This is a genomic window from Dactylosporangium fulvum (genome assembly GCF_025137375.1).
Taxonomy (GTDB): Bacteria; Actinomycetota; Actinomycetes; order Mycobacteriales; family Micromonosporaceae; genus Dactylosporangium; species Dactylosporangium fulvum.
This window is the reverse complement of sequence record NZ_CP073720.1, coordinates 9,620,648-9,643,161: the sequence shown is the minus strand read 5'-3', so window position 1 is coordinate 9,643,161 and position 22,514 is coordinate 9,620,648. Positions and strand designations below refer to the sequence as shown.

At 67.4% G+C, this 22,514-nt stretch carries 26 protein-coding genes and 1 pseudogene; all 27 read left to right on the top strand.

Annotated features, from left to right (window positions below):
- Window positions 1-151: 151 nt before the first annotated feature.
- The 27 genes and pseudogenes from rpoB (at window position 152) to rpsE (ending at window position 22,513) form a co-directional block, all read left to right on the top strand.
- Window positions 152-3,580: a DNA-directed RNA polymerase subunit beta gene (rpoB, locus tag Dfulv_RS44435; protein ID WP_259859820.1), complete on the top strand. Its 3,429-nt coding sequence runs from the start codon at window positions 152-154 to the stop codon at window positions 3,578-3,580.
- 86 nt (window positions 3,581-3,666) lie between these two features.
- Window positions 3,667-7,554, top strand: coding sequence for a DNA-directed RNA polymerase subunit beta' (locus Dfulv_RS44430; RefSeq protein WP_259859819.1), 3,888 nt, complete (start codon window positions 3,667-3,669; stop codon window positions 7,552-7,554).
- 78 nt (window positions 7,555-7,632) lie between these two features.
- Entirely contained in the window at window positions 7,633-7,968 is a 336-nt protein-coding gene (locus tag Dfulv_RS44425; RefSeq protein WP_259859818.1) for a hypothetical protein, read from the top strand.
- A 101-nt stretch (window positions 7,969-8,069) separates the two neighbouring features.
- Window positions 8,070-8,447 carry a hypothetical protein gene (locus Dfulv_RS44420; protein WP_259859817.1) on the top strand — a complete coding sequence of 126 codons (378 nt, stop codon included), beginning with the start codon at window positions 8,070-8,072 and terminating at the stop codon, window positions 8,445-8,447.
- A 336-nt stretch (window positions 8,448-8,783) separates the two neighbouring features.
- A complete protein-coding gene (rpsL, locus tag Dfulv_RS44415) occupies window positions 8,784-9,158 on the top strand; it encodes a 30S ribosomal protein S12 (RefSeq protein WP_259859816.1) in 375 nt (124 codons plus the stop codon).
- 1 nt (window position 9,159) lies between these two features.
- Window positions 9,160-9,630, top strand: coding sequence for a 30S ribosomal protein S7 (gene rpsG, locus Dfulv_RS44410; RefSeq protein ID WP_259859815.1), 471 nt, complete (start codon window positions 9,160-9,162; stop codon window positions 9,628-9,630).
- 47 nt (window positions 9,631-9,677) lie between these two features.
- Complete coding sequence (gene fusA, locus Dfulv_RS44405) at window positions 9,678-11,777, top strand: elongation factor G (protein WP_319805733.1); 2,100 nt, start codon at window positions 9,678-9,680, stop codon at window positions 11,775-11,777.
- A gap of 128 nt (window positions 11,778-11,905) precedes the next feature.
- Window positions 11,906-13,099 (top strand): elongation factor Tu, encoded by a 1,194-nt coding sequence (gene tuf, locus Dfulv_RS44400; protein ID WP_259859814.1) that lies wholly within the window; start codon window positions 11,906-11,908, stop codon window positions 13,097-13,099.
- Between the two features lie 358 nt (window positions 13,100-13,457).
- Window positions 13,458-13,766 carry a 30S ribosomal protein S10 gene (gene rpsJ, locus Dfulv_RS44395; protein WP_018347762.1) on the top strand — a complete coding sequence of 103 codons (309 nt, stop codon included), beginning with the start codon at window positions 13,458-13,460 and terminating at the stop codon, window positions 13,764-13,766.
- 12 nt (window positions 13,767-13,778) lie between these two features.
- A complete protein-coding gene (gene rplC / locus Dfulv_RS44390; protein WP_259859813.1) occupies window positions 13,779-14,450 on the top strand; it encodes a 50S ribosomal protein L3 in 672 nt (223 codons plus the stop codon).
- On the top strand, window positions 14,447-15,118 hold the full coding sequence (gene rplD / locus Dfulv_RS44385) for a 50S ribosomal protein L4 (RefSeq protein WP_259859812.1): 672 nt from the start codon (window positions 14,447-14,449) through the stop codon (window positions 15,116-15,118). Before rplC ends, rplD begins: the two co-directional genes overlap by 4 nt.
- Before the next feature lie 3 nt (window positions 15,119-15,121).
- Window positions 15,122-15,424: a 50S ribosomal protein L23 gene (gene rplW, locus Dfulv_RS44380; RefSeq protein ID WP_033357665.1), complete on the top strand. Its 303-nt coding sequence runs from the start codon at window positions 15,122-15,124 to the stop codon at window positions 15,422-15,424.
- A gap of 12 nt (window positions 15,425-15,436) precedes the next feature.
- Window positions 15,437-16,276 (top strand): 50S ribosomal protein L2, encoded by an 840-nt coding sequence (gene rplB, locus Dfulv_RS44375; protein ID WP_259859811.1) that lies wholly within the window; start codon window positions 15,437-15,439, stop codon window positions 16,274-16,276.
- A 12-nt stretch (window positions 16,277-16,288) separates the two neighbouring features.
- Entirely contained in the window at window positions 16,289-16,570 is a 282-nt protein-coding gene (gene rpsS / locus Dfulv_RS44370; protein WP_259859810.1) for a 30S ribosomal protein S19, read from the top strand.
- 31 nt (window positions 16,571-16,601) lie between these two features.
- A pseudogene (gene rplV / locus Dfulv_RS44365) lies at window positions 16,602-17,051 on the top strand (50S ribosomal protein L22); the annotation flags it as partial.
- Window positions 17,052-17,149: 98 nt separating this feature from the next.
- Complete coding sequence (gene rpsC, locus Dfulv_RS44360; RefSeq protein ID WP_259859808.1) at window positions 17,150-18,001, top strand: 30S ribosomal protein S3; 852 nt, start codon at window positions 17,150-17,152, stop codon at window positions 17,999-18,001.
- A 3-nt stretch (window positions 18,002-18,004) separates the two neighbouring features.
- Entirely contained in the window at window positions 18,005-18,430 is a 426-nt protein-coding gene (gene rplP / locus Dfulv_RS44355; protein ID WP_259859807.1) for a 50S ribosomal protein L16, read from the top strand.
- Window positions 18,430-18,669 (top strand): 50S ribosomal protein L29, encoded by a 240-nt coding sequence (rpmC, locus tag Dfulv_RS44350; RefSeq protein WP_259859806.1) that lies wholly within the window; start codon window positions 18,430-18,432, stop codon window positions 18,667-18,669. The genes rplP and rpmC overlap by 1 nt, the downstream gene beginning before the upstream one ends.
- Window positions 18,670-18,671: 2 nt before the next feature.
- Complete coding sequence (gene rpsQ / locus Dfulv_RS44345) at window positions 18,672-18,956, top strand: 30S ribosomal protein S17 (RefSeq protein WP_238007611.1); 285 nt, start codon at window positions 18,672-18,674, stop codon at window positions 18,954-18,956.
- A gap of 65 nt (window positions 18,957-19,021) precedes the next feature.
- A complete protein-coding gene (rplN, locus tag Dfulv_RS44340) occupies window positions 19,022-19,390 on the top strand; it encodes a 50S ribosomal protein L14 (RefSeq protein WP_033357657.1) in 369 nt (122 codons plus the stop codon).
- Window positions 19,387-19,707: a 50S ribosomal protein L24 gene (gene rplX / locus Dfulv_RS44335; protein ID WP_259869458.1), complete on the top strand. Its 321-nt coding sequence runs from the start codon at window positions 19,387-19,389 to the stop codon at window positions 19,705-19,707. Before rplN ends, rplX begins: the two co-directional genes overlap by 4 nt.
- Window positions 19,707-20,270, top strand: coding sequence for a 50S ribosomal protein L5 (gene rplE, locus Dfulv_RS44330; RefSeq protein WP_259859805.1), 564 nt, complete (start codon window positions 19,707-19,709; stop codon window positions 20,268-20,270). Before rplX ends, rplE begins: the two co-directional genes overlap by 1 nt.
- 1 nt (window position 20,271) lies before the next feature.
- Window positions 20,272-20,457: a type Z 30S ribosomal protein S14 gene (locus tag Dfulv_RS44325; protein WP_033342853.1), complete on the top strand. Its 186-nt coding sequence runs from the start codon at window positions 20,272-20,274 to the stop codon at window positions 20,455-20,457.
- A 63-nt stretch (window positions 20,458-20,520) separates the two neighbouring features.
- Window positions 20,521-20,928 carry a 30S ribosomal protein S8 gene (rpsH, locus tag Dfulv_RS44320; RefSeq protein ID WP_259859804.1) on the top strand — a complete coding sequence of 136 codons (408 nt, stop codon included), beginning with the start codon at window positions 20,521-20,523 and terminating at the stop codon, window positions 20,926-20,928.
- Window positions 20,929-20,940: 12 nt separating this feature from the next.
- Window positions 20,941-21,483, top strand: coding sequence for a 50S ribosomal protein L6 (rplF, locus tag Dfulv_RS44315; RefSeq protein WP_259859803.1), 543 nt, complete (start codon window positions 20,941-20,943; stop codon window positions 21,481-21,483).
- A complete protein-coding gene (gene rplR, locus Dfulv_RS44310) occupies window positions 21,480-21,875 on the top strand; it encodes a 50S ribosomal protein L18 (RefSeq protein ID WP_259859802.1) in 396 nt (131 codons plus the stop codon). Before rplF ends, rplR begins: the two co-directional genes overlap by 4 nt.
- Window positions 21,876-21,889: 14 nt before the next feature.
- On the top strand, window positions 21,890-22,513 hold the full coding sequence (gene rpsE, locus Dfulv_RS44305) for a 30S ribosomal protein S5 (protein ID WP_259859801.1): 624 nt from the start codon (window positions 21,890-21,892) through the stop codon (window positions 22,511-22,513).
- Window position 22,514: the final 1 nt, after the last annotated feature.

Here is a 22,514-nt window from a genome sequence, read left to right as displayed (position 1 = left end):
GTTAGCCTTTCGGCTACACTGCTAGTTTGCGCTGTCTTCTGACTTCACCTCTGGCGTGAGGTGCCTCTTCGTGAGCACTCTTCACACCGGGGGTCGTCAGGCTGCACGCGAAACGGCCTGTCTGCACCACCGGTCCTCGGAAGGACGCATCTTGGCAGCTTCCCGCCCTGCGAAGACCAGTCAATCGAGCGCTTTCGCTCCCCGCCGGATCTCCTTCGGCAGGATCACCGAACACCTTGAGGTTCCCAACCTCCTTGCGATCCAAACCGACTCGTTCGACTGGTTGGTTGGCAACGAGAATTGGCAGAGCCGCACGGCCGGTGATCCGCACGCCCGTTCCGGGCTTGCGGAGATCCTCGACGAGATCAGTCCCATTGAGGACTTCTCCGGCACGATGTCACTGTCGTTCTCCGCGCCGCGCTTCGACGAGGTCAAGGCCCCGATCGAGGAGTGCAAGGAGAAGGACCTCACCTACTGCGCGCCGCTGTTCGTGACGGCGGAGTTCACCAACCACACCACTGGCGAGATCAAGAGCCAGACGGTGTTCATGGGTGACTTCCCGATGATGACGCCCAAGGGCACGTTCATCATCAACGGCACCGAGCGCGTCGTGGTGAGCCAGCTCGTCCGGTCCCCGGGCGTGTATTTCGACAAGCAGCCGGACAAGACCTCCGACCGCGACCTCACCAGCGTCAAGGTGATCCCGAGCCGTGGCGCCTGGCTGGAGTTCGACATCGACAAGCGCGACACCGTCGGTGTCCGCATCGACCGCAAGCGTCGGCAGGCGGTCACCGTCCTGCTCAAGGCCATCGGCTGGTCGGCCGAGCGCATCCGTGAGAAGTTCGGCTGGTCCGAGCTCATGATGACGACGCTCGAGAAGGACCACATCGCCGGCCAGGACGAGGCGCTGCTGGACATCTACCGCAAGCTGCGGCCGGGTGAGCCGCCGACGCGGGAGAACGCCCAGAACCTGCTGGACAACCTCTTCTTCAACCCGAAGCGATACGACGTCGCCAAGGTCGGCCGATACAAGTTCAACAAGAAGCTCGAGCTCGGCGTCCCGATCACCCAGGGCGTGCTGACCGAAGAGGACGTCGTCGCCACGGTCGAGTACCTCTGCCGCCTGCACACCGGCGAAGAGGGCTACGAGGCCGACGACATCGACCACTTCGGCAACCGGCGCCTGCGCACGGTCGGCGAGCTCATCCAGAACCAGGTCCGCGTGGGCCTGTCCCGGATGGAGCGCGTCGTGCGCGAGCGCATGACGACCCAGGACGTCGAGGCGATCACGCCGCAGACCCTGATCAACATCCGCCCGGTCGTGGCGGCGATCAAGGAGTTCTTCGGCACCTCGCAGCTGTCCCAGTTCATGGACCAGACCAACCCGCTGGCGGGCCTGACCCACCGGCGCCGGCTGAGCGCGCTCGGCCCGGGTGGTCTGTCGCGTGAGCGGGCCGGCTTCGAGGTCCGTGACGTGCACCCGTCGCACTACGGCCGCATGTGCCCGATCGAGACCCCCGAGGGTCCGAACATCGGCCTCATCGGCGCGCTGTCGACGTTCGCGCGCGTCAACCCGTTCGGTTTTGTCGAGACGCCGTACCGCAAGGTGGTCGACGGCCGGGTGACCGACCAGATCGACTACCTGACGGCTGACGAGGAGGACCGGTTCGTCAAGGCGCAGGCCAACGCTCCGCTGAAGAGCGACGGCACCTTCGCCGAGGACCGCATCCTCGTCCGGCGAAAGGGCGGTGAGGTCGACAACGTCCCCGCCGACCAGGTCGACTACATGGACGTCTCACCGCGGCAGATGACCTCGGTCGCCACCGCGATGATCCCGTTCCTCGAGCACGACGACGCCAACCGGGCACTGATGGGCGCCAACATGCAGCGCCAGGCCGTGCCCCTGGTCAAGGCCGAGTCGCCGCTCGTCGGCACCGGCATGGAATACCGTGCCGCCGTCGACGCCGGTGACGTGGTCGTGGCCGAGGTGGGCGGCGTGGTCGAGGACATGTGCGCCGACTACATCACGATCCACCAGGACGACGGCCACCGCCGGACGTACCTCCTGCACAAGTTCCGCCGCTCCAACTCCGGCTCCTGCGTCAACCAGAAGCCGGTGATCTTCGAGGGCGACCGGATCGAGGCGGGTCAGGTCATCGCCGACGGGCCGTGCACCGACGAGGGCGAGATGGCGCTCGGGCGCAACCTGCTCGTGGCGTTCATGCCCTGGGAGGGTCACAACTACGAAGACGCGATCATCCTGTCCCAGAAGCTGGTGCAGAACGACGTCCTCACCTCGATCCACATCGAGGAGCACGAGGTCGACGCCCGTGACACCAAGCTGGGGCCGGAGGAGATCACCCGCGACATCCCGAACGTCAGCGAGGAGATGCTCGCCGACCTCGACGAGCGGGGGATCATCCGGATCGGCGCCGAGGTGGTGACCGGTGACATCCTGGTCGGCAAGGTCACGCCCAAGGGCGAGACCGAGCTGACCCCGGAGGAGCGGCTGCTCCGCGCGATCTTCGGTGAGAAGGCCCGCGAGGTCCGCGACACCAGCCTGAAGGTGCCGCACGGCGAGACCGGCACGGTCATCGGCGTGCGCACGTTCAGCCGCGAGGACGGCGACGAGCTGTCCCCCGGCGTCAACGAGCTGGTGCGCGTCTACGTGGCCCAGAAGCGGAAGATCCAGGACGGTGACAAGCTCGCCGGCCGTCACGGCAACAAGGGCGTCATCTCGAAGATCCTGCCGGTCGAGGACATGCCGTTCCTCGAGGACGGCACGCCCGTCGACATCGTCCTCAACCCGCTCGGTGTGCCCAGCCGTATGAACATCGGCCAGGTGCTGGAGACCCACCTGGGGTGGGTGGCCAAGACGGGCTGGAAGATCGACGGTGACGACGCCGACTGGAAGCGCGCGCTGAAGTCCATCAACGCGGGGGAGTCCGAGCCGGACACCAACGTGGCGACCCCGGTCTTCGACGGCGCCAAGGAGGAGGAGATCGCGGGCCTGCTGAGCAGCACGCTGCCCAACCGGGACGGCAACCAGCTCATCGGTGCCAGCGGGAAGGCGCGGCTGTTCGACGGGCGCTCCGGCGAGCCGCTGCCCGACCCGATCGCGGTCGGCTACATCTACATCCTCAAGCTCAACCACCTGGTCGACGACAAGATCCACGCTCGCTCCACCGGGCCGTACTCGATGATCACCCAGCAGCCGTTGGGTGGTAAGGCGCAGTTCGGTGGCCAGCGCTTCGGTGAGATGGAGTGCTGGGCCATGCAGGCCTACGGCGCGGCCTACGCGCTGCAGGAGCTGCTGACGATCAAGTCCGACGACGTCCTTGGACGCGTCAAGGTCTACGAGGCGATCGTCAAGGGCGAGAACATCCCGGAACCGGGTATCCCGGAGTCCTTCAAGGTGCTCCTCAAGGAGCTGCAGTCGCTGTGCCTGAACGTCGAGGTGCTCTCCAGCGATGGTGTGGCCCTCGAGATGCGCGAGACGGACGACGAGGTGTTCCGCGCCGCCGAGGAGTTGGGCATCGACCTCTCGCGGCGTGAGCCGAGCAGCGTCGAGGAAGTGTGATTCGTGGGCGGCGCCGGTCCCCGGCCGGCGCCGCACCCACGGCCTAGCAATTACCCGAGCAACTGAATCGTGAGGACATAGACGAAGTGCTCGACGTCAACTACTTCGACGAGCTCCGCATCGGCCTGGCCACGGCCGACGACATCCGGCAGTGGTCGCACGGCGAGGTCAAGAAGCCCGAGACGATCAACTACCGCACCCTGAAGCCGGAGAAGGACGGGCTCTTCTGCGAGAAGATCTTCGGTCCTACCCGGGACTGGGAGTGCTACTGCGGCAAGTACAAGCGTGTCCGCTTCAAGGGCATCATCTGTGAGCGCTGCGGCGTCGAGGTGACCCGGGCGAAGGTCCGCCGTGAGCGCATGGGCCACATCGAGCTCGCCGCTCCCGTGACGCACATCTGGTACTTCAAGGGTGTGCCCAGCCGGCTCGGCTACCTGCTGGACCTGGCCCCGAAGGATCTCGAGAAGATCATCTACTTCGCGTCGTACGTGATCACCAGCGTCGACAAGGAGGCCCGCCACCGCGACCTCGCCACCCTCGAGAACGAGGTGTCGGCGGAGAAGCGGCAGGCCGAGAACGCCCGCGACTCGGAGATCGAGAAGCGCGCCGCCAAGCTCGAGCAGGACCTTGCCGAGCTGGAGGCCGAAGGTGCCAAGGCCGACGTGCGCCGCAAGGTCAAGGAGGCCGGCGAGCGCGAGATGCGGCAGATCCGTGACCGCGCGCAGCGCGAGATCGACCGCCTCGACGAGGTCATGGAGACGTTCCGCAAGCTGGAGCGCAAGAACCTCATCACCGACGAGCTGCTCTACCGCGAGCTGCGTGACCGGTTCGGTGAGTACTTCTCCGGCGCGATGGGCGCCGAGGCGATCAAGGCTCTGCTGGAGAACCTGGACCTGGACGACGAGGCCGAACTGCTGCGGGAGACCATCCGCAGCGGCAAGGGCCAGCGCAAGATCCGGGCGCTCAAGCGCCTCAAGGTCGTCGCCGCGTTCCTGAACACCAGCAACTCGCCGCTGGGCATGGTGCTGGACTGCGTGCCGGTGATCCCGCCGGACCTGCGTCCCATGGTGCAGCTCGACGGTGGCCGGTTCGCGACCAGCGACCTCAACGACCTGTACCGGCGGGTGATCAACCGGAATAACCGGCTCAAGCGCCTGATCGACCTGGGTGCCCCGGAGATCATCGTCAACAACGAGAAGCGGATGCTGCAGGAGGCCGTCGACGCGCTGTTCGACAACGGCCGCCGCGGTCGTCCGGTCACCGGCCCGGGCAACCGGCCGCTGAAGTCGCTGTCCGACATGCTCAAGGGCAAGCAGGGCCGGTTCCGCCAGAACCTGCTCGGCAAGCGCGTCGACTACTCCGGCCGTTCGGTCATCGTCGTCGGTCCGCAGCTCAAGCTGCACCAGTGCGGTCTGCCCAAGCAGATGGCGCTGGAGCTGTTCAAGCCGTTCGTGATGAAGCGCCTGGTGGACCTCAACCACGCGCAGAACATCAAGTCGGCCAAGCGCATGGTCGAGCGTCAGCGCCCGGTCGTGTGGGACGTGCTGGAGGAGGTCATCGCGGAGCACCCGGTGCTGCTCAACCGCGCGCCGACCCTGCACCGTCTGGGCATCCAGGCCTTCGAGCCGCAGCTGGTCGAGGGCAAGGCGATCCAGATCCACCCGCTCGTCTGCACCGCCTTCAACGCCGACTTCGACGGCGACCAGATGGCCGTGCACGTGCCGCTGTCCGCGGAGGCGCAGGCCGAGGCCCGCATCCTCATGCTGTCCAGCAACAACATCCTCAAGCCGGCCGACGGCAAGCCGGTCACCATGCCCACGCAGGACATGGTCATCGGCCTGTACCACCTCACCCACATCCAGAAGAACCTCACGGGTGAGGGGCGCACGTTCAGCTCGGACGCCGAGGCGCGGATGGCCTTCGACAACGGCGAGCTGCACCTGCAGGCGCCGGTGAAGATCCGGCTGCGGGACATCGTCGGCGTCGACAACGGCGTGGGTGCCACGCCGTGGGACGCGCCGGAGGGCTGGCAGCCGGGTGACTCCGTCACGATCGAGACGACCCTCGGCCGGGTGCTCTTCAACGAGACGCTCCCGGTGGGGTACCGGTTCGTCAACTACGAGATCCGCAAGGGTCAGCTGTCGGCGATCGTCAACGACCTGGCCGAGCGCTTCCCGAAGGTTTCCCTCGCGGCGACCCTCGACGCGCTCAAGCTGGCCGGGTTCCACTGGGCCACCTGGTCCGGCGTCACCATCGGCATGGAGGACGTCATCCAGCCGCCGCGCAAGCGCGAGATCCTCGAGCGCTACGAGCGGGAGGCCGAGCGGATCGACAAGCAGTACCAGCGCGGTCTCATGACGGCCGAGGAGCGTCGTGGTGAGCTGATCGAGATCTGGACCAAGGCGACGAGCGAGGTCGCCAAGGAGATGGAGAGCGCGCTGCCGCGCGAAAACCCGCTGTGGAAGATGATCAACTCGGGTGCCCGCGGTAACCTCCTCCAGCTCCGCCAGATCGCCGCGATCCGTGGCCTGGTGGCCAACCCGAAGGGTGAGATCATCCCGCGGCCGATCAAGGCCTCGTACCGGGAGGGTCTGTCGGTACTGGAGTACTTCATCTCCACGCACGGCGCCCGGAAGGGTCTGGCCGACACCGCGCTGCGGACCGCCGACTCGGGTTACCTGACCCGTCGTCTGGTCGACGTCTCGCAGGACGTGATCATCCGCGAGGAGGACTGCGGCACCGACCGCGCCATCCCGATGGCGGTCGGCGAGCTGGAGGACGGCGTGCTGCGCGTGCACTCGCACGCGGAGACGGGCGTTCACGCCCGTACCCTCGCGGACGACGTGCGTGACAAGGACGGCAAGATCGTCGCCGAGCGTGGCACGGACATCAACTCGATCGTGGTGGACCTGCTGGTCAACGCCGGGGTCGAGAACGTCCGGGTCCGCAGCGTGCTCACCTGCGAGTCGAAGCTGGGCGTCTGCGGCGCCTGCTACGGCCGGTCGCTGCCCACGGGCAAGACCGTCGACGTCGGCGAGGCGGTGGGCATCATCGCCGCCCAGTCGATCGGTGAGCCGGGCACGCAGCTGACGATGCGTACCTTCCACACCGGTGGTGTCGCGGGTGAGGACATCACCCAGGGTCTGCCCCGTGTGCAGGAGATCTTCGAGGCCCGCGTGCCGAAGGGCAAGGCGCCCATCGCCGACACCCCCGGTCGCGTGCGCATCGAGGACGGCGAGCGGATGCGGAAGATCATCATCGTGCCGGACGACGGCAGCGACGAGATCGTCCACGACAAGCTCAGCCGGCGCGTCAAGCTGCGCATCCAGGACGGCGAGCACGTCGAGGTCGGCGAGAAGCTCACCGAGGGCACCATCGACCCGCACGAGCTGCTGCGCATCATGGGTCCGCGGGCGGTCCAGGTCCACCTGACCTCCGAGGTCCAGGAGGTGTACCGCTCCCAGGGCGTGCTCATCCACGACAAGCACATCGAGATCATCATTCGCCAGATGCTCAAGCGGGTGACGGTCATCGACTCCGGCTCGACCGAGTTCCTGCCGGGTGTGCTCGTGGACCGGGCGCTGTTCGAGGCGGAGAACCGCCGCGTCGTCGCCGAGGGCGGCGAGCCGGCGGCCGGCCGTCCCGTGCTGATGGGTATCACCAAGGCGTCGCTGGCGACGGAGTCGTGGCTGTCCGCGGCCTCGTTCCAGGAGACGACCCGGGTGCTAACCGACGCGGCGATCCACGCGCGCAGCGACTCGCTGATCGGTCTGAAGGAAAACGTCATCATCGGCAAGCTCATCCCGGCCGGTACGGGCATCAGCAAGTACCGCAGCATCCGGGTGGAGCCGACCGAGGAGGCGAAGGCCAAGGTCTACTCCATGACCGGCTACCCGGAGGCCGACTACGGCTTCGGGCCGGCCAGCGGGCAGGCCGTGCCGCTCGACGACTTCGACCTGGGGTCGTTCCGCTAAGCCGCGGCGAGCGTCATCCACTGAGGGCGGGGGCCTGTGCCCCCGCCCTCAGTGCGTCGCACCGGTTATCGTCGTGGAGTGACGTCCACGACCCGGCACCCGCTCGACCCGGATCCGGTCCGCGCAACGAAGGCATCGGCCGTGCTGGGCCTGGGCCTGCTGTCCGTGGTGACCGGACCGTTTCTCGGCGGGGTGATCCCGGCGACCATCGCCCTGCTGATGGCCAAGGAGTCGCACCGTGAACTGGTGGCGGCCGACGGGTTCCTGCTCGGCGCCAAGCGGCTGCGCACCGGCGTGCGGCTCGCCTGGACCGGCATCGTGCTGGCGATCGCCATGCTCGTGGTGCTGGTGATCATCGGCCTGCTCACCTATGCCCGGCAGCGCGGCACCGACTTCGACCCGACGGTGAACTGATGGGTTACCCCGTCGGTCAGCCGGGAGGCTACCCGGGATTTCCTCCGCAGCCTCCGCCGCCGCCTCCGTCACCGGTCCCGACGCCCGCGGCAGCTCCGGCGATGCGGGTCGACGTGGTGCAGGGCACCCCCTTCGGGGTGGCGTATCCGCTGGTTCAGTCGACGCCGAGCGGGCCGTCCATCGGCAGCCTGGTGGCCGGCATCGCCTCGATCCTGGTCTCGCTGTTCGTCACCTGCCTCGGCGTGGGTGGTGCGCAGGAGGGCTGGGGCCCGACCGCTGGAGGCGCGTTCACCGCCCTGGCGGTCTTCCTCGGGCTGGGTGCCATCGGACTGGGCGTCTTCGGCATGCGGCAGATCCGGCTGGCCGGCCGCGGCGTCACCGGCAGGGGCATGGCGATCACGGGGATCGTGCTGGGCTCGGTGGGAGCGGGCTTCGCGCTGTTCTCACTCCTGCTCGCCTTCGTTCTGACAGCATCGTGACCTCGATCTGGAGCCCCCCGGCCACGTCGATCCGCGACCGGGTACTCTAGGTGTGAAGAGTGTTCCGTCAAGAGGCACCCGGGCGATTTTGACCAGCGTCCTCACGGTGGGTACTCTTTCCCCTCGTGCCCGGCTTTGCCGGGCAACTCGTGCGTGCGCCCACACCGGCCCGCCTCCGCGGGAATGAGGGTGGGTGCGGACCACAACCCCGGGCTGGGATCAAACGGGCCGGGTCGCGGAATGGGCGACACGCCCGACCGCGGGTGCCGGTCCACGCCGTGGAGACAGCGAAGAAGAAGACGTGCGGCCGCGAGGCCGAAGGGAGAGGCAGGCCCAGTGCCTACGATCCAGCAGCTGGTCCGCAAGGGCCGCCAGGCGAAGCTGAGCAAGACGAAGACGCCGGCGCTCAAGGGAAGCCCGCAGCGGCGGGGCGTCTGCACGCGTGTGTACACCACCACGCCCAAGAAGCCTAACTCGGCGCTTCGCAAGGTGGCCCGTGTGAAGCTGAGCAACGGTATCGAGGTGACGGCCTACATCCCCGGTGTCGGTCACAACCTTCAGGAGCACTCGATCGTGCTGGTCCGTGGCGGCCGTGTGAAGGACCTCCCCGGCGTCCGGTACAAGATCATTCGCGGCTCGCTGGACACCCAGGGCGTCCGCAACCGCAAGCAGGCTCGCAGCCGTTACGGCGCGAAGAAGGAGAAGAGCTGACATGCCGCGTAAAGGCCCCGCGCCGCGCCGGCCGCTCGTGGCGGACCCGGTCTACAACTCCCTGCTCGTCACCCAGCTGGTCAACAAGATCCTGGTCGAGGGCAAGCGCCAGCTGGCGGAGCGCATCGTCTACAGCGCGCTCGAAGGCTGCCGCGAGAAGACCGGCACCGACCCCGTCGTGACGCTGAAGCGCGCGATGGACAACGTGAAGCCGACCCTCGAGGTGCGCAGCCGCCGTGTGGGTGGCGCGACTTACCAGGTGCCGGTCGAGGTCAAGCCGGTCCGGGCGACGACGCTGGGCCTGCGCTGGCTGGTCACCTACTCGCGTGCCCGTCGTGAGAAGACCATGGTCGAGAGGCTCATGAACGAGCTGCTCGACGCGAGCAACGGTCTCGGTGCTTCGGTGAAGCGCCGCGAAGACACCCACAAGATGGCGGAGTCCAACAAGGCCTTCGCGCATTACCGCTGGTAAGCGACGCTTCTCCAGCGATCCGACGAGAGACGAAGTAGGGATTCGAAGTGGCTGCCGCAGACGCCGCCCTCGCCAAGGTCCGCAACATCGGCATCATGGCGCACATCGACGCCGGGAAGACGACGACCACCGAGCGCATCCTCTTCTACACCGGCATCACGTACAAGATCGGCGAGGTCCACGAGGGCGCGGCGGTCATGGACTGGATGGAGCAGGAGCAGGAGCGGGGCATCACCATCACTTCCGCCGCCACCAAGTGCGAGTGGAAGGGCCACACGATCCAGATCATCGACACGCCCGGCCACGTCGACTTCACGGTCGAGGTCGAGCGGTCGCTGCGGGTCCTCGACGGCGCGGTCGCGGTCTACGACGGTGTTGCCGGGGTGGAGCCCCAGACCGAGAACGTGTGGCGCCAGGCGGACAAGTACAACGTCCCGCGTATGTGCTTCGTCAACAAGCTGGACCGCACCGGTGCCGACTTCTTCCGCTGCGTGCAGATGATGGTCGACCGGCTCAACGCCACGCCGCTGGTGCTGCAGATCCCCATCGGCCTGGAAGGCGACCACATCGGTGTCGTCGACCTGCTGGAGATGCGTGCGCTGACCTGGCGTGGTGAGACCCAGAAGGGTGAGGACTACGCGATCGAGGAGATCCCGGCGGACCTGGTCGACCAGGCCAACGAGTACCGGGAGAAGCTCCTCGAGACCCTGTCCGAGGCCGACGACGACATCATGGTCCGCTATCTCGACGGCGACGAGATCGACGTCAAGGACCTGAAGTCGGCGATCCGCCGGGCGACCATCGCCGGCAAGCTCAACCCGGTCGTGTGCGGCTCGGCGTTCAAGAACAAGGGCGTCCAGCCCATGCTCGACGCCGTTGTCGACTTCCTGCCGTCGCCGCTGGACATCCCGGCCATCGAGGGCATCGCCACCGACGGCGAGACCCCGCTCCTGCGCAAGCCGTCGGTCGGCGAGCCGTTCTCCGGCCTGGCCTTCAAGATCCAGACCGACAAGCACCTCGGCAAGCTCACCTACGTGCGCGTCTACTCCGGCACGCTCGAGTCCGGTTCCCAGGTGGTCAACTCCACCAAGGACCGCAAGGAGCGGATCGGCAAGATCTACCAGATGCACGCGAACAAGCGTGAGGAGCGCACCAGCGCCGGTGCCGGCGACATCATCGCCGTGCAGGGTCTCAAGCAGACCACCACCGGTGACACGCTGTGCGACCCGGCCAACCCGGTCATCCTCGAGTCGATGACCTTCCCGGAGCCGGTCATCGAGGTGGCGATCGAGCCGAAGACGAAGGCCGACCAGGAGAAGCTGGGCACCGCCATCCAGCGGCTCGCCGAGGAGGACCCGACCTTCCGCGTCAAGAACGACGAGGAGACCGGGCAGACGGTCATCGCCGGCATGGGCGAGTTGCACCTCGACATCCTCGTCGACCGCATGCGGCGCGAGTTCAACGTCGAGGCCAACATCGGCAAGCCGCAGGTGGCCTACCGCGAGACGGTCAAGTCCGTCGCGGAAAAGGTCGAGTACACCCACAAGAAGCAGACGGGTGGCTCCGGCCAATACGCGCGAGTCATCGTCAAGCTCGAGCCGCTGGAGCAGACCGCCGACGGCCCGACCTACGAGTTCGTCAACGCGGTCACCGGTGGTCGTATCCCGAAGGAGTTCATCCCCTCGGTCGACGCCGGTGTCCAGGACGCTATGCAGTACGGCGTGCTGGCGGGCTTCCCGCTGGTGGGTCTGAAGCTCACGCTGCTGGACGGCCAGTACCACGAGGTCGACTCGTCGGAAATGGCCTTCAAGATTGCCGGCTCGATGGTGCTCAAGGACGCGGCCCGCAGGGCCAACCCGGTGCTCCTCGAGCCCTTGATGGCCGTTGAGGTGACCACCCCGGAAGAGAACATGGGTGACGTCATCGGCGACCTCAACTCCCGGCGTGGCACCATCCAGGCGATGGAGGAGCGCGGCGGTGCCCGTGTCGTCCGCGCCACGGTACCTTTGTCGGAAATGTTCGGCTACGTCGGCGACCTGCGGTCGAAGACCCAGGGCCGGGCGAGCTACTCGATGCAGTTCGACTCCTACGCCGAGGTTCCCGCGAACGTGGCGAAGGAGATCATCGCGAAGGCGACCGGGGAGTAAACCCGGTAGTGGCCGTGAGGCTGTGTCAGCGGGCCTGAGGCTTCAGCCACCAGACCCAAGTCGACAGGGTGCGTCGGCGCTTCCAGCGTCGGCGCACCGCGAACCAAGAAGTCCACAGGAGGACACCAGTGGCGAAGGCGAAGTTCGAGCGGACTAAGCCGCACGTCAACATCGGCACCATTGGTCACATCGACCACGGTAAGACGACGCTGACTGCGGCCATTACCAAGGTGCTGCACGACCGCATGCCGGACGTGAACCCGTACACGCCGTTCGACGAGATCGACAAGGCGCCGGAGGAGAAGGCCCGCGGCATCACGATCTCGATCGCGCACGTCGAGTACCAGACCGAGAACCGGCACTACGCCCACGTGGACTGCCCGGGGCACGCCGACTACATCAAGAACATGATCACCGGTGCCGCGCAGATGGACGGCGCGATCCTGGTGGTGGCGGCGACCGACGGCCCCATGCCGCAGACCCGTGAGCACGTGCTGCTGGCCCGCCAGGTCGGTGTGCCCTACATCGTCGTGGCGCTGAACAAGAGCGACATGGTCGATGACGAGGAGCTGCTGGAGCTCGTCGAGCTCGAGGTCCGTGAGCTGCTGTCGAGCCAGGAGTTCCCGGGCGACGACGCGCCGGTCGTGCGTGTCTCGGCCCTCAAGGCCCTCGAGGGCGACCAGAAGTGGTCGGACGCCCTCATGGAGCTGATGGCCGCGGTCGACACCGCGATCCCGCAGCCCGAGCGCGAGACCGAGAAGCCGTTCCTCATGCCCGTCGAGGACGTCTTCACGATCACCGGTCGTGGCACAGTCGTGACCGGTCGCGTCGAGCGTGGCATCCTCAAGCCGAACGAGGAGGTCGAGATCGTTGGCATCAAGGCCAAGTCGATGAAGACCACCTGCACGGCGATCGAGATGTTCCGCAAGATCCTCGACGAGGCGCGTGCCGGCGAGAACGTCGGTCTGCTCCTGCGTGGTATCAAGCGCGAGGACGTCGAGCGCGGCATGGTCGTGGTGAAGCCGGGCAGCAACACCCCGCACACCGAGTTCGAGGCGACCGTCTACATCCTCTCCAAGGAGGAGGGTGGCCGGCACACCCCGTTCTTCCAGAACTACCGGCCGCAGTTCTACTTCCGCACCACCGACGTCACCGGCGTCGTCACGCTGCCGGAAGGCACCGAGATGGTCATGCCGGGTGACAACACCAGCATGAGCGTGCAGCTCATCCAGCCGATCGCCATGGAGGAGAACCTCCGCTTCGCGATCCGTGAGGGTGGCCGCACCGTCGGCGCCGGCCGCGTTACGAAGATCATCAAGTAAATAAACCCTGAGGTACCCCGATTTCACTTTGTCGCAGCACATGCGGCATAATGGTCGGGTTGCGTCGCGGAGCGGTCGAGGCTCACTCAGAAAGCCCTGCTCGATGAGGAGACTCGACCGCTTCCGCGCGGCGTCAGTCGTATGACCGGCGCCCATCTCCGCGATCCGGGCGTGGCACGCCCTGGGGTTGGTCTCCAATGCCACCAGCGGTCCCGCTCGGGACGTCGGCGGCGGAGCCTGGCCCTTGGCCGCGACACGCCCGACCGCGGGGGTCGGACAGACACCATTAGGCGGCACCGGACCCTTCGGGGTTCGCGGGGTTGCAAGGCCCCGCATGAGAGAAGGAACTGAAGCCACCATGGCGGGACAGAAGATCCGCATCCGGCTCAAGGCCTACGACCACGAGGTCGTCGACTCCTCGGCGCGGAAGATCGTCGAGACGGTCACGCGCACCGGGGCTCAGGTCGCTGGGCCGGTGCCGCTGCCCACTGAGATCAACCGCTACTGCGTGATCCGCTCGCCGCACAAGTACAAGGACTCGCGCGAGCACTTCGAGATGCGCACGCACAAGCGCCTGATCGACATCATCGACCCGACCCCCAAGACGGTCGACTCGCTCATGCGGCTCGACCTGCCTGCTGGCGTCGACATCGAGATCAAGCTGTAGGGACTCGGACTTATGGACAGGCAAGTCAAGGGCATCCTGGGTGAGAAGCTCGGCATGACCCAGGTCTGGGACAACGGCAAGGTTGTCCCGGTAACCGTGGTGCAGGCCGGCCCGTGCGTCGTGACCCAGGTGCGCACGCCTGACAACGACGGCTACTCGGCGATCCAGATGGCGTGGGGCCAGATCGACCCGCGCAAGGTGAACAAGCCGCGCGCCGGCCACTTCGCCAAGGCGGATGTCGCGCCGCGCCGGCACATCGTCGAGCTGCGCACGACCGACGCCGGCGAATACACGCTCGGCCAGGAGATCACCGCGGACGCCTTCGCCGCCGGCCAGCGCATTGACGTGACCGGCCGCAGCAAGGGCAAGGGCTTCGCGGGTGTCATGAAGCGTCACGGCTTCGCCGGCCTGCGTGCCAGCCACGGTGTCGAGCGCAAGCACCGCTCGCCCGGCTCCATCGGCGCCTGCGCGACCCCGGGCCGCGTCTTCAAGGGCGTCCGGATGGCCGGTCGCATGGGTGGCGTGCGCTACACCGTGCAGAACGTGACCGTGCAGCGCGTCGACACCGAGGACGGTCTGATCCTCGTGCGCGGCGCGATCCCCGGCCCGAAGGGCAGCCTGGTGCTGCTGCGCAGCGCTGCCAAGACCGAGGCGAAGTCGCAGAAGGGTGGGATCACCAAGTGACCACCGTTGACATCAAGACGGTTGACGGCGACACCAACGGCACCGTCGAGCTCCCGAACGAGATCTTCGACGCCCAGGCCAGCATCCCGCTGATGCACCAGGTCGTCGTCGCTCAGCTCAACGCGGCCCGCCAGGGCACGCACAAGACCAAGACGCGTGGCGAGGTCGCCGGTGGCGGCAAGAAGCCCTACAAGCAGAAGGGCACCGGTCGTGCCCGCCAGGGCTCGATCCGCGCGCCGCAGTTCACCGGTGGTGGCGTGGTCCACGGCCCGCAGCCGCGGGACTACACCCAGCGGGTGAACAAGAAGATGAAGGCCGCCGCCCTGCGTGGCGCGCTCTCCGACCGCGCCCGCGACGGACGCATCCACGTCGTGGAGACCTTCATCGAGGGCGAGACCCCGAAGACCAAGGACGCGCTCAAGGTGCTGCGTGGCATCACCGACGCGCGCCGGGTGCTCGTGGTCCTCGCGCGTGACGACGAGGCCAACTGGCTGAGCCTGCGCAACGAGCAGTCGGTGCACCTGCTGGTCGCCGACCAGCTCAACACCCACGACGTGCTCGTCGCCGACCAGGTCGTCTTTACGACCGCGGCGCTCAACGAGTTCCTCGGTGGGCCGGCCGAGTCCGGCGCGAGCAGCGCCGACGCCGACAGCAACGAGGAGGGCTGAGCCATGGCGACGATCGCTGATCCGCGTGACGTGATCATCCAGCCGGTGGTCTCGGAGAAGAGCTACAGCGAGCTCAACCGCAACTGGTACACGTTCCTGGTGCACCCGGACGCCAACAAGACGGAGATCAAGATCGCTATCCAGCAGATCTTCAACGTCCGCGTCCTGTCGGTCAACACCATCAATCGCGAAGGCAAGCGCAAGCGGACCCGCACGGGCTGGGGCAAGCGCAAGGACACGAAGCGGGCGATGGTGAAGCTCGCCGAAGGTGACCGGATCGAAGCCTTCGGCGGACCGGTCAGCTGAGGGGTATAGACGATGGCTATCCGTAAGTACAAGCCGACGACGCCCGGTCGTCGTGGTTCGAGCGTTGCCGACTTCGCGGAGATCACCCGGTCGACGCCGGAGAAGTCGCTGCTCGTGCCGCTGCCGAACAAGGGCGGTCGCAACGTCCACGGGCGGGTGACCGCGCGCCACCAGGGCGGCGGCCACAAGCGCCAGTACCGGCTGATCGACTTCCGCCGTGCGGACAAGGACGGGATCCCCGCCAAGGTCGCGCACATCGAGTACGACCCCAACCGGACCGCGCGCATCGCGCTGCTGCACTACGCCGACGGCGAGAAGCGCTACATCATCGCCCCGAAGGACCTCAAGCAAGGGGACCGGGTCGAGGCGGGTGTCGGCGCGGACATCAAGCCGGGCAACAACCTGCCGCTGCGCAACATCCCGGTCGGCACCACGGTCCACGCCGTGGAGCTGCGCCCGGGCGGTGGCGCCAAGCTGGCCCGCTCGGCCGGCGTCGGCATCCAGCTGCTGGGCCGCGAGGGTCAGTACGCGACCCTGCGCATGCCGTCGGGTGAGATCCGGCGCGTCGAGGTGCACTGCCGTGCCACCGTCGGCGAGATCGGCAACGCCGACCAGTCGAACATCAACTGGGGCAAGGCCGGCCGCATGCGGTGGAAGGGCAAGCGCCCGACCGTCCGTGGTGTCGCCATGAACCCGATCGACCACCCGCACGGTGGTGGTGAGGGCAAGACCTCGGGTGGCCGCCACCCGGTCAACCCGAAGGGCAAGCCGGAGGGCCGCACGCGGCGCAAGGGCCAGCCGAGCGACCGTCTCATCGTCCGTAGGCGTTACGCCACCCGGAAGCGCGGCTAAGGAGCCTGAGCAATGCCTCGCAGCCTGAAGAAGGGCCCGTTCGTCGACGACCACCTGATCAAGAAGGTGGAAGTCCAGAACGCCAAGAACTCCAAGAACGTCATCAAGACCTGGTCGCGCCGGTCGACGATCATCCCCGAGATGCTCGGGCACACGATCGCCGTCCACGACGGGCGTAAGCACGTGCCCGTCTTCGTGACCGAGGCGATGGTCGGGCACAAGCTCGGCGAATTCGCTCTGACCCGCACCTTCAAGGGTCACGAGAAGGACGACCGGAAGAGCCGCCGCCGCTAAGGCAGCCGATAGGAATCAAGGGGATTTCCCGATGCCAACGAAGAGCGAGGCGGCGCTGCCCGGTGCCCGGGCGATCGCGCGCCACGTGCGCGTGTCGCCGATGAAGGCGCGCCGTGTGGTGGACCTCGTCCGCGGCCTGCCCGCGCGCGAGGCGCTCACGGTGCTCCAGTTCGCCCCGCAGTCGGCGAGCGAGCCGGTCTACAAGGTGCTTGCGAGCGCCATCGCCAACGCAGAGAACAACGAGCGTCTCGACCCCGATTCGCTCCTGGTCGCCGAGGCCTACGTCGACGAGGGCCCGACGCTCAAGCGGTTCCGGCCGCGGGCGCAGGGTCGCGCGTACCGGATCCGGAAGCGCACCAGCCACATCACGATCGTGGTCGAGAGCGTGCCGGCCGCCCAGGCGCGGGCCGCGAAGGCCGGTGTCGCCAAGGCGACCAAGGCCGCGAAGGCCGTGACGCCGGAGACTGACGAGGTCGAAGAGGCCGAGTCTCGGCCGGCGAAGAAGGCCGCGCCGGCGAAGAAGGCTCCGGCCGAGAAGGCGGCAGCCGAGACGGCTGACGCCGAGGAAGGGACCGAGTAATGGGTCAGAAGGTTCACCCGCACGGGTTCCGGCTCGGCATCAGCACCGACTGGAAGTCCCGCTGGTATGCCGACAAGCTCTACAAGGACTACATCGCCGAGGACGTCAAGATCCGTCGGATGATGGCCAAGGGTCTGGAGCGGGCCGGCATCGCCAAGGTCGACATCGAGCGCACCCGCGACCGGGTCCGCGTGGACATCCACACGGCCCGCCCGGGCATCGTCATCGGCCGTAAGGGCGCCGAGGCCGACCGCATCCGCGCCGAGCTGGAGAAGCTCACCGGCAAGCAGGTGCAGCTCAACATCCTCGAGGTGAAGAGCCCCGAGTCGGACGCGCAGCTCGTCGCGCAGGGCGTGGCCGAGCAGCTGTCCAGCCGGGTCAGCTTCCGCCGGGCGATGCGTAAGGCCATGCAGTCGGCGATGAAGAACCCGCTGGTGCGCGGCATCCGGGTGCAGGTCTCCGGCCGTCTGGGCGGTGCCGAGATGAGCCGCACCGAGTTCTACCGCGAGGGTCGCGTGCCGCTGCACTCGCTGCGCGCGAACATTGAGTACGGGTTCTTCGAGGCCCGCACCACCTTCGGCCGCATCGGCGTGAAGGTCTGGATCTACAAGGGCGACGCCGTTCCGGGTCGCGAGGCGCCGGCTGAGACCGCTGCCCCGCGTGGCCGTCGTGAGCGCGCCGACCGGCCCGAGCGGCCGCGTCGTGGGCGTTCCGGCTCCTCCGGCACGACTGCCGGTGGCACCGAGGCCGGTCGCGCGGCTGCGGCGGCTCAGGCCGCCGGGCCGCAGAGCGAGCCCGCCGCCGCGGCCGAGGCCGCACCGGCGCCGGCCGAAACGCAGCAGGAGGGCTGACGAATGCTGATCCCACGCAAGCCCCCGAAGGGCTTCCGCAAGCCGCACCACCCGGACCGCCACGGCGCGGCCAAGGGCGGCACCCGCGTGGTCTTCGGTGAGTTCGGTATCCAGGCCCTCGAGCCGGCGTACGTCACCAACCGTCAGATCGAGTCGGCGCGTATCGCCATGACCCGCCACATCCGTCGTGGCGGCAAGGTCTGGATCACCATTTTCCCGGACCGCTCCATCACCAAGAAGCCGGCCGAGACCCGGATGGGTTCCGGCAAGGGTTCGCCCGAGTGGTGGGTGGCCAACGTCAAGCCGGGCCGGATCCTCTTCGAGATGTCGTTCCCGAACGAGCAGATCGCCCGGGAAGCAATGCGACGTGCGATCCACAAGCTTCCGCTGAAGTGCCGGATCGTCACTCGTGAAGGGGCTGATGTCTGATGGCCGCCGGTATCAAGGCGACCGAGCTGCGTGAGCTGTCTGACGAGGGCCTGGTCGAGAAGCTGCGGGAAGCCAAGGCGGAGCTGTTCAACCTCCGCGTCCAGTCGGCCACCGGCCAGCTGGACAACCATGGGCGACTGCAGATCATCCGCAGGGACATCGCCCGGATCTACACGATCATGCGCGAGCGCGAGCTGGGTCTTTCGGCGGCGCCCGACGCTGTGGCTGAGGTGGCATGAGCATGAGCGAGCAGACGACCGAGTCGGGCACCGAGGTGCGCGGCCGCCGCAAGGTCCGCGAGGGCCTCGTGGTCAGCGACAAGATGAACAAGACCGTCGTCGTGGCGGTCGAGGACCAGGTCAAGCACCCGCTGTACGGCAAGGTCATGCGCCGCACCAGCAAGCTGAAGGCGCACGACGAGCAGAACGCGTGTGGCATCGGCGACCGCGTGCTGCTCATGGAGACCCGGCCGCTGTCGGCGACCAAGCGCTGGCGGGTCGTGGAGATCCTCGAAAAGGCCAAGTAAGGCCACCGTTCCGCCAAGCTCGGCGCCAGCCGGCGCCGAGAACTGGCAGACATTAGGAGATAAGCGTGATTCAGCAGGAGTCGCGGCTGCGCGTCGCCGACAACACGGGTGCCCGGGAGATCCTGTGCATCCGTGTGCTCGGTGGCTCCGGCCGCCGCTATGCAGGCATCGGCGACATCATCGTGGCCACGGTGAAGGACGCCATCCCGGGCGCCGGGGTGAAGAAGGGCGACGTGGTCAAGGCCGTCGTCGTCCGGACCACCAAGGAGCGGCGCCGGCCGGACGGCTCGTACATCCGCTTCGACGAGAACGCCGCCGTGATCATCAAGGACGGCGGTGACCCTCGTGGTACCCGCATCTTCGGCCCGGTCGGGCGTGAGCTCCGGGACAAGCGTTTCATGAAGATCATTTCGCTCGCGCCGGAGGTGCTCTGACCATGAAGGTGAAGAAGGGCGACACCGTCCTTGTCATCGCCGGCAAGGACAAGGGGCAGCGGGGCAAGGTGCTGACCGCCCTCCCGCGTGAGGACAAGGTCATCGTCGAGGGCGTCAACCGGGTCAAGAAGCACACCCGCATCCGGACCACCCAGCGGGGCTCGAAGACCGGCGGCATCGTGACGCAGGAAGCCCCCATCCACATCTCCAACGTGATGGTGATCGACTCGGACAACAACCCGACCCGGGTCGGCTCCCGCATCGACGAGAACGGCGTCAAGACCCGCGTGTCGCGCCGCTCCGGTAAGGAACTGTGATGACGACGGTCGAGAAGGTGAACCCGCGGCTCAAGCAGCGGTACCGCGACGAGGTCGTGGTTCAGCTGCGTGAGCAGTTCAACTACGCCAACCCGATGCAGATCCCGGGCGTGGTGAAGGTCGTCGTCAACATGGGTGTCGGCGAGGCGGCTCGCGACTCGAAGCTGATCGACGGTGCGGTCCGCGACCTGGCCACCATCACCGGCCAGAAGCCGCAGGTCCGCCGGGCGACCAAGTCGATCGCGCAGTTCAAGCTCCGTGAGGGCATGCCGATCGGCGCCAAGGTCACGCTGCGCAACGACCGGATGTGGGAGTTCCTCGACCGGCTGCTGTCGATCGCGCTGCCCCGTATTCGTGACTTCCGCGGTCTCGACGGGCGCAAGCTCGACGGCCACGGCAACTACACGTTCGGGCTCACCGAGCAGTCGGTGTTCCACGAGATCGACCAGGACCGGATCGACCGGCCGCGAGGCATGGACATCACCGTGGTCACCACCGCCAAGACCGACGACGAGGGCCGGGCGCTGCTCAAGCTTCTCGGCTTCCCGTTCAAGGAGAACTGACATGGCGAAGAAGGCGCTGATTCTCAAGGCCGCTGCCAAGCCGAAGTTCGCAGTGCGCGCATACACCCGCTGCCAGCGTTGCGGCCGGCCGAAGGCCGTCTACCGCAAGTTCGGCCTGTGCCGCGTGTGCATCCGTGAGATGGCGCACCGTGGCGAGCTGCCCGGCGTTTCCAAGGCCTCCTGGTAATCCTCCTTCGCCGGAGGCCCGCCATCACGGCGAGGAACCGCGGCGAGAAAGGCTGACAAAGCAATGACCATGACGGACCCGATCGCAGACATGCTGACGCGTCTGCGTAACGCCAACCAGGCGTACCACGACCGGGTGTCGATGCCATATTCGAAGATCAAGGCGAACATCGCCGAGGTGCTCAAGTCCGAGGGCTACGTGTCCTCGTGGCAGGTTCAGGACCCCGAGGACGGCAAGGTCGGCAAGACCCTGATCGTCGACCTCAAGTACGGCCAGAACCGTGAGCGCAGCCTCGCCGGCATTCGCCGCGTGTCGAAGCCGGGTCTCCGGGTGTACGCGAAGTCGGTCGAGATGCCGCGCGTGCTCGGTGGCCTCGGTGTGGCCATCATCTCGACGTCCCAAGGGCTGCTCACCGACCGGCAGGCCCGCAAGCGAGGCGTGGGCGGGGAAGTCCTCGCCTACGTCTGGTGAGGAAGGTCTCCAATGTCGCGAATCGGACGTAAGCCGATTACGGTGCCCTCGGGCGTCGACGTCAAGATCAACGGCCCGGTGGTAACGGTTAAAGGCCCCAAGGGCGAGCTGAGCCACACCCTCGCGGAGCCGATCACCGTCGAGCGGGCCGAGGACGGCTCGTTTCAGGTGGTCCGCCCCAACGACGAGCGCAAGGCCAAGGAACTGCACGGCCTGACGCGTACGCTGATCTCCAACATGGTCGTCGGCGTCACCGAGGGGTACCGCAAGAGCATCGAGATCGCCGGCACCGGCTACCGCGTGACCGCGAAGGGTTCCGACCTCGAGTTCGCGCTCGGGTTCTCACACCCGGTTGTCGTCACCCCGCCGCCCGGTATCACGTTCACCGTCGAGAAGCCGACGCTGTTCCACATCGCCGGCATCGACAAGCAGCAGGTTGGCGAGGTCGCTGCCAACATTCGCAAGATCCGCCCGCCGGAGCCGTACAAGGGCAAGGGCATGCGCTACCAGGGCGAGGTCATCCGCCGCAAGGCCGGAAAGGCTGGTAAGAAATGAGCGCCACGCTGCTCAAGCGCCGCAACTCCGGCGGCGCTGCCGCCGCTCGTCGCGTTGGGCGTGCTCGCCGGCACTTCCGTATCCGCAAGCACGTCAGTGGCACCGCCGCGCGTCCGCGCCTGGTGGTCACCCGTTCGCTGCGGAACATCACCGCGCAGATCGTCGACGACCTCAAGGGCCACACGCTGGCCTCGGCCTCGACGCTCGACGCCACCATCCGTGGCACCGACGGCGACAAGAAGGCGCAGGCCCGCAAGGTGGGCGCCCTCCTCGCCGAGCGGGCGAAGGCCGCGGGTGTCGGCAAGGTCGTCTTCGACCGTGGCGGCAACCGTTACGCCGGCCGCATCGCGGCTCTGGCTGACGCCGCCCGCGAAGCCGGACTCGAATTCTAGGAAGGGAAACGTTCATGCCTGGTCCTCAGCGCAGGGGCGGCGGGTCCGGTAACACCCAAGAAGGTGGCGGCCGTCGCGAGAACCGTCGCGAGGGTGGTGGCCGCGGCAACGCGCCCGCCGAGAAGACTCCGCACCTCGAGCGGGTCGTCGCGATCAACCGCGTCGCCAAGGTCGTGAAGGGTGGTCGTCGCTTCAGCTTCACCGCCCTGGTCATCGTCGGTGACGGCGACGGCACGGTCGGCGTCGGTTACGGAAAGGCCAAGGAGGTGCCCGCGGCGATCGCCAAGGGCGTCGAGGAGGCCAAGAAGCACTTCTTCAAGGTTCCGCGGCTCGCGGCCACGATCCCGCACCCGGTCATCGGTGAGGACGCGGCCGGTGTGGTGCTGCTCAAGCCGGCCTCCGCCGGTACGGGCGTCATCGCGGGTGGCCCGGTGCGCGCCGTCCTGGAGTGCGCCGGCATCCACGACGTGCTGTCGAAGAGCCTCGGCTCGTCCAACGCGATCAACATCGTCCACGCGACGGTGGCGGCGCTCAAGAAGCTCGAGTCGCCTGAGGCGGTTGCCGCGCGTCGTGGCCTGCCGGTCGAGGACGTCGCGCCGGCCGCCATGCTGGCCGCTCGTGCCGGGGTGGGTGCATAAC